Genomic DNA, 7,150 nt, shown 5'->3' on the forward strand with positions numbered 1-7,150 from the left:
AGAAACCATCCAGAGTGTTATGAAGAGATCGTTGAACAGTTTAATGAAATGAAGGAGGACAGGAAACGGATGGCAGGAGATCCTGCCATACGTACAAGGTACCCGAAATACATCGGGAAATATGACGAGGCAGCGTATGTGGAAAGAAACCGGGACAGGTACGAGTACCGGGAGTACAGGATCATAAATGATGCATCTTTTCTGTCAAGAACAAAGGTTCAATGGCCGTTCCTGAAAAGCGTGGGCTGTGCGGAACAGATCAGGATCCTTGTCGTGCGGGATAAAGAGGGAAATGATATCACCCCATCCAAAGAACAGTTTTTAAAAGAAGGGTCGTCCAGACAGCCTTTTCCCGGGAAAGGGGATCGGGAGAATATGGACATCCAGGTGGTGGGGATCGTTTCGGACCTGGAAATGAGTGCCGAAGAAATGGGACGGTGCAAGCGGAACCATTGGGCCGTGGAAAACCGCCTGCACCATGTCCTGGATGATACCTTCCGCGAGGACCGGTCACCGGCCAGAGGCTCCAGAAACAATCTCGCACTGATACGAAAGTATGCACTGAATGTCATTCGCCTGGTGCAGATCCAAACCAGCAATCAGTCCCCGGTCAGCGAGATGATGGATCTTCTCAATGATGAGCAGGATCTGCTGGGAAGGTATATCTTCGGTCCAATAGAAAGTCTCTATTATAAGAAGACACTTTGATGATGATATACTGAAAAAAAGAAGTCAAGACTGCAATGGGGGATTTTTGCGCTTTTTTAATTGGTCCTGTGTACGGATTCGAATAGAAGGCATGCGGGAGAGAAGCGGACGCATGCCTTCCTTCATTGAAACGGTATGTCTTCGTTTCTGTGGGAGTTCGTGAAACAACCCTGAGTTCTGAAGCTACAGCGTTGATTAAGCCAAAGACTTGTGCTATGATAAGGTTTCGGATTTCAAAAAGGAGTTTAATGAGATGGACTATTTGGTTGAGGTACAGGGCCTGCGCAAAGTCTTCCATACCAGGGACAGTGAACTGGAAGCGCTTTCGGACATCAATCTGAAAGTGGAGGCAGGCGATATCTATGGCATTATCGGTATGTCCGGCGCCGGCAAGAGCACACTGGTCAGGTGCCTGAATTATCTGGAGGTGCCGACAGAAGGCCGCGTTCTGATCGATGGACAGGATCTGAGAGACCTGTCCCCCAAAGGCCTCAGAAAGCTTCGCGGCAATATCGGCATGATCTTCCAGGGATTCAACCTTCTGATGCAGAAGTCTGTCATTGACAACATCTGTTTTCCCCTTCTGATCCAGGGGAAGAAGAAGGAAGAGGCGAAGGAACGCGCCAGGGAACTTTTAAAGACCGTGGATCTTGCGGAAAAGGAAAATGCCTTTCCCGCCCAGCTTTCCGGCGGACAGAAGCAGAGGGTCGCCATTGCCCGCGCGCTGGCTTCCCATCCCCGGATCCTTCTGTGCGATGAGGCGACCAGCGCCCTCGATCCCCAGACGACCGCCTCCATCCTTGCCCTCCTGAAAAAGATCAATGAGGAGACAGGGATCACGATCATCATTATCACCCACCAGATGTCTGTGGTTCAGGAGATCTGCAAGCATGTGGCCATCATCGAAAAGGGCCATCTGGTTGAGGACGGGACGGTGGAGGAGATTTTCACTCATCCGAAATCGCACGCGGCCCGTAGGATGCTGATCGAAGGGAAAGACCCTGACGAACAGCTTCCCGACGAACAGCTCTCTGGATCCAGCCCGGAAAATTATGACTTTCCCTCGGAATTTGGAAAGGAAATGGAGCTTCTCCACGAGACGCGCCGCATCCGCATTGTTTTTTCCAAAAACTCCTCCTTCGAGCCGGTCATCGGCAACATGGTCCTGCGGTTCGGCATCCCTGTCAATATCCTGAAAGCCGATACCCGGGACGTCGCAGGAGTCGCCAGAGGCGAGATGATCCTCGGACTGCCGGACGACACCGACATACAGGAGCAGATGATCCGCTACCTCAAGGAACATAATCTGGAAGTAGAAGAAGTATAAATAGAGCCGGGAGGCATAAAAATGTTTTCACCTGAAGTGATTAATATGATAATACTGGGGATCGGGCAGACCCTCTACATGGTGATCCTGTCGACCCTGTTCGGCTATGTCCTGGGGCTTCCCTGGGGGATCACCCTGGCAGTCACCAACAAAGAGGGGATCCGGCCTAACGCGGCAGTTTACAGGGTGATTGATTTCATCACCAATATCATGCGCAGCATCCCCTTCCTGATCCTTTTGATCCTGATCATTCCCCTGACGAAACTGATCGTCGGTAAGAGTTATGGTTCTACCGCGACCATAGTTCCTCTGGTCATTTCCGCGGCGCCCTTTATCGCCCGCATGGTGGAATCCTCCCTCATGGAGGTAGACCCGGGCGTGATCGAAGCGGCGGAATCCATGGGAGCGGACGCCTTTACGATCATCACAAAGGTTCTCCTGGTCGAAGCCAGAGTATCCCTGATCGTCGGCGTGACCATCTGCTTTGGCACCATCCTGGGCTACAGCGCCATGGCAGGCGCCGTGGGCGGCGGAGGACTCGGTGACATCGCGATCCGCTACGGTTACCACCGTTATCAGGCTGATGTCATGATCGTGACTGTGATCCTGCTGGTCATCATGCAGCAGATCTTCCAGTATGCCGGCATGTTCCTGTCCAACAGGATCGACAGGAGGAGAGTATAAGCCGTTTTTCATTTTTCAATCTTGAGCGGCATCTTCCTGACCGACAGATCAACAGGCGGAGAGTATAAAACAGTTATATACGGGTTCTGTAATCAAGTCTTTTTGTTTTCGGAACCCTGTATTATAAACGCAGTAACTTTCAATTTAGGAGGAAAAAGTTATGAAAAAGAAACTGATGGCAGCGGTGTTGGCAGGAATCCTGGCAGCGGGCGTGCTCGCCGGCTGCGGCGGAAGCAGCACCAGCTCCGCACCTGCCGGGGAAGAGAAGAAGGAAGAGGCTGTTGAGGAGGCCGTTGAGGCCGGTACAGCCGCAGCCGGGCAGGAAGCACCTGCCGCAGCAGCTGCAGAAGCTCCGGAAGACAATCATATCACTGTCGCCGCGAGCCCCACACCTCACGCTGAGATCCTGGCTCAGGTAAAGCCGATCCTGGAAGCCCAGGGCTATGAGCTCGAGGTCATCGAGTTTGAGGACTATGTCCAGCCCAACAATGTTGTCGACAGCGGTGAGATCGACGCCAACTATTTCCAGCACATCAACTATCTTGAGGACTTCAATGCCAACCACGGAACCGACCTTTCCATTGCCGGCAGAATCCACTATGAGCCCTTCGGCATTTATCCCGGCACCAAGGCAACCCTTGAGGAAATCGCGGACGGCGATACCATTGCCATCCCCAACGACCCCACCAACGAGGCGCGCGCCCTGCTCCTGCTTGAGGCCAACGGCATCATCACTCTGAAAGAGGGCGCAGGCATCACCGCGACCGTGAACGACATCGAGTCCAAAGCTGTCGATGTACAGCTCAACGAAGTCGAGGCAGCCCAGGTCTCCCGTTACAAAGACGAGATGTCCTACGTCGTCCTCAACGGCAACTATGCCCTGGCAGCAGGCTTCAAGGCCGGAACAGATGCCCTTGCTCTGGAGAAGGGCGATTCCGAAGCCATCCAGCAGTATGTCAACGTCATCGCCGTCAAGGCCGGCAATGAAGAGCTTCCCAAGATCAAAGCCCTTGTCGATGCCCTGAAGTCTGATGAGATCAGGCAGTATATCTCCGATACCTTCGAAGGCGCCGTGATCGCGTATGAAGAGTAAGACACAGCCTGCTGGCAGGATTTGAAAATAAAAGCCCTCCTGTTCATCACACATTGAACCGGAGGGCTTTTTTGATGATTTTACAATGATGAGGCATATGTCATGCAGAAAAAGCACAGGTCATACCTCTTTGTAGATTGCTTTCCTTCTTGCCTTTTTTAAATCCTGTCTTACTTTCGTCTGGAAATCAATGATGGTTTCCGGAACGAATTCCATGCTCTTCTCCTCCATTTCTTTCTTCCTTGCTTTCTGCTCCTTTATCCATTCTCTGTACTTTCTGGCATAGAGCTGGTCCCCGCGGTCGAGCAGGAAAGAGTGGTACAGGAGTTTTTCGAGCGAAGCTTCCGGTTCACTGCGGCAGAGGTTTTCCCAGAGCATTTCGTCCACTCTGAACAAAACTTCCATGGGATAGTTGCTTTTTTCCATTATTACCTTTTTGTCAATAGAGACTTTTGATGCCGCATGCAGTTCAGCCTCCTGCAGTTCAGCCGCAGTCATTTCATACCAACCGTCAATATCGCGGATGACAGACAGGATGAGTGCATCACGGAGATTGTCTGATTTATCGTAAGTATATCGGGCGGAATCACCACAGTCCTTCTCTGCATCTTTGACCAGATTCTTAAACTCCTCATAGGGAAGCCTCATGGCAATAGCAAATACAAACAGGTCATCCTTTGTCGGAAACAGCCTTCTGCCGTATGAATCGTTCATTTCCTTGGTAAACAGTGTCACATTGCTTTTCGTTCTCGTAGTCGTAACAGCAAGCCAGAAAGTTTTTTCATCTTTGATAAAATACCCGCCCTTTTCCTTATGCATCAGGAAACAGTCTCTCACTTTTTTGACAAAATTGGTGGTATCCCTGGAAATGAGGTCAGAATTGGGCTTATAGCTTTCCTTATAAATGTTTATGTATTTTTTAAAAGTTTCTTCAGTATAATCAAAGCCTTCTTTTTCCATGCAGTCAAAATCCTTTTCCATAAATGGGAAACGATATACGATTTCGTCCTTGATATGCCACAGCAGTGCGCTGTCTTTCACAAGAGAATCATAGAAAGTACGGCCGATACACTTATTCAGCTTCCTCTGCAGGTCATATAACTCTGCTGACTTTTCAATCAGAAGTTTACGGCGTTTCAGATACGAAAGGGAGTCCCATTCTTCCGCAGGGATATCATAAATCAGAGTACTGTATATCACATCCTGAAAAGGCTGACCGCTGCATTTCCTGAAAAGATACTTCAGGTCATCGGGAAGTGAAGAGTCTCTGCTGTATCTGAAGAGAAAAGAACGGACTGCTGCAAACTTTTCAGAGTTCTTACTATACTCTTCACGCTTTTTCATAAGTGCGCTCAACATATCTTCACCTATCGATTTGTTTTCATTTTCTTTATTACCCATGGAATCCTCCTTCTATTATTTGGATTATTTTATTTGGAATGACCGTATACTGTCCATGACCATTGTCTGAATAATATTGCTCCAAAACCAGCTTTTCATAATGAATTGATTAGTTCTTTTATTAATAGAATATATGATTATATTCTCCTTGTAAACAGGTATATTCTACATATTATTTGTATATATTCTATTATTAATAGATTCTTAACCGTTTCATACAGATCCTTCTATTGATGAATGAAGAATTGCCGGACTGGTGCAGCGTATGAGACATGCAGCTAAATGTGAAGTCAAACTCAAATGGGAAAAGCCAGGTTTTCTTTGGCTTACGGGATCCGGAGTACGGAGAGATATCCTGCGAGCAGGCCTTCAAGGAGCTTCATGAAAAAGCAGAAGGATATTTAGATGCATTTGGTTGATGGGGTGACTAGACCTGCCCATTTCCGGGCATCCAGTGAGATTTCATGATAATCAAATTGTTTTTGAGCCTTATTTTTGTTATATTAAATATGTGTTTTTATATTTTCTAGGAGGGTATATCTTTCGGGATTATTCAGATGTAAGAAAGAGGAGTATAAACTTTTATTTGAGGAGATCTCGATATGTTTACGTGCACAAGAACCAAATGACAACAGAAGTCTGTCACATGCAATGATCAAACTGTCCTGATGAGCGAAATAAGGCAGGAGAAAGGAAAAACAGATGAGAAGGTATCAGATGAAATGGGAACGTGGCAGGCACGTCATGGCGATCCTGCTGAGCCTTGTGCTCGTTCTGTGCAGTACCGGCCTCACAGCATTTGCAGAAGAGATCCCGGCCGCAAATGCGGGCCAGGCTGAAGAGGTGTTTTCCGATGATGGTCAGCAGGACACATCATCGGAAGTCACTGATGAAGAAGCACTTTCTGAGGACGATCCGCTCACGAACGGATCGGAGGACCAGGATACCTGGGATGGACCTGCTGTTTCGTTTGAACAGAGCGAAGCTGTTGACGGGGTCGTGGTCACTGTTACGGCGGATCCAGGCGTGTTTGACGCAGATGCATCCCTGAGCATCATTAAAACGGACAGTGAGGATTTCCGTCAGGCATCAGAGGCTGAACTCGCGATCGAAGCCAGTGATACGCTGCTTATCCGGCATGCCATATACAGCTTTTCCGGAGCCGTGATGAATGGCGGCGCCAGAGCTGAACTGGCATACCTGGACCTGAGCGCTTTGCAGCAACAGTATCCGGAGGGAGAGATCTCTGTTGCTGTCCTGCGCTATAAAGATGCGGAACAACAGCTGCAGGATCGGGCGGAAACCCTCTCCTCCGAGTATGACATATATGGAGATACCGTATCCTTCTCAATGCCTGCGCCCGGGTTATTTGACGCAGTAACGATGATCCGGCTCCCGGAGTCTGAAGAATTGCCTGCAGATCAGGAAATTGAAGAGGCTGGATCGGAAGGGATAACGGAGGAAGCTGCTCAGACAGCTGCGGAAGATGTATCTGAACAGGAAGCGGAAGTTGTAGAAGCTGCTCAGACAGCTGCGGAAGATGTATCCGGCCAGGAAGAGACGGATGCAGAAACCTTTGAGACAGCTGCGGAAGCGGCAGCTGGACAGGAAGAAACAACTGAGGGAAGCCGGGTACAGGAGCCATCTGAGGAATCCACTGGTGATGCCCCCGCAGAAGAGGGATCTGATGAAACGGACTCCCCCGTGGAGATCCAGCCGGTTTTGGTGACCTTTATATCAGATCCTGAGACCGCTGTTGTGGCGGTCTATCCCGCCGCCACAGAGGAAGTACCGGATCCCGAAGCCATCCCCGCGCAGGATGACGGCTCTTTCCTGCTGCTCCCCGGTGAATACACTTACAACGCCGAGGCGGAGGGCTATGTCTCCGCTGAAGACGTATCCTTTACGGTAGCGGACACGGCGCTGACCCTCTCCGT

5 protein-coding genes and 1 pseudogene are annotated in these 7,150 nt (G+C 49.5%); 5 read left to right on the forward strand and 1 reads right to left on the reverse strand.

Going from position 1 to position 7,150, the window contains the following annotated elements:
- The 4 genes and pseudogenes from BLT02_RS16405 to BLT02_RS16420 form a co-directional block, all read left to right on the forward strand.
- Nucleotides 1-708, forward strand: a pseudogene (locus tag BLT02_RS16405) (hypothetical protein); the annotation flags it as partial.
- Between the two features lie 253 nt (nucleotides 709-961).
- Nucleotides 962-2,035 carry a methionine ABC transporter ATP-binding protein gene (locus tag BLT02_RS16410; RefSeq protein WP_092998042.1) on the forward strand — a complete coding sequence of 358 codons (1,074 nt, stop codon included), beginning with the start codon at nucleotides 962-964 and terminating at the stop codon, nucleotides 2,033-2,035.
- A gap of 21 nt (nucleotides 2,036-2,056) precedes the next feature.
- Nucleotides 2,057-2,719: a methionine ABC transporter permease gene (locus BLT02_RS16415; protein ID WP_092998045.1), complete on the forward strand. Its 663-nt coding sequence runs from the start codon at nucleotides 2,057-2,059 to the stop codon at nucleotides 2,717-2,719.
- A 160-nt stretch (nucleotides 2,720-2,879) separates the two neighbouring features.
- Nucleotides 2,880-3,812, forward strand: coding sequence for a MetQ/NlpA family ABC transporter substrate-binding protein (locus BLT02_RS16420; protein WP_092998048.1), 933 nt, complete (start codon nucleotides 2,880-2,882; stop codon nucleotides 3,810-3,812).
- A 120-nt stretch (nucleotides 3,813-3,932) separates the two neighbouring features.
- On the opposite strand, the gene BLT02_RS16425 is transcribed toward BLT02_RS16420, so the two are convergent.
- A complete protein-coding gene (locus tag BLT02_RS16425) occupies nucleotides 3,933-5,213 on the reverse strand; it encodes a hypothetical protein (protein WP_092998051.1) in 1,281 nt (426 codons plus the stop codon).
- 717 nt (nucleotides 5,214-5,930) lie between these two features.
- Here BLT02_RS16425 and BLT02_RS16430 point away from each other — a divergent pair.
- A partial coding sequence (locus tag BLT02_RS16430) for a hypothetical protein (RefSeq protein WP_207649430.1) occupies nucleotides 5,931-7,150 on the forward strand: 1,220 nt, incomplete at its 3' end.

It is taken from the genome of Sarcina sp. DSM 11001, from assembly GCF_900101015.1.
In the GTDB taxonomy this organism is placed as follows: domain Bacteria; phylum Bacillota; class Clostridia; order Lachnospirales; family Lachnospiraceae; genus CAG-791.

Bases quoted from the DNA above. Each gene is read 5' to 3' on its own strand.
- BLT02_RS16420 (WP_092998048.1), top strand. From the start codon at position 2,880: ATGAAAAAGAAACTGATGGCAGCGGTGTTGGCAGGAATCCTGGCAGCG.
- BLT02_RS16415 (WP_092998045.1), top strand. From the start codon at position 2,057: ATGTTTTCACCTGAAGTGATTAATATGATAATACTGGGGATCGGGCAG.
- BLT02_RS16425 (WP_092998051.1), bottom strand. From the start codon at position 5,213: ATGGGTAATAAAGAAAATGAAAACAAATCGATAGGTGAAGATATGTTG.
- BLT02_RS16410 (WP_092998042.1), top strand. From the start codon at position 962: ATGGACTATTTGGTTGAGGTACAGGGCCTGCGCAAAGTCTTCCATACC.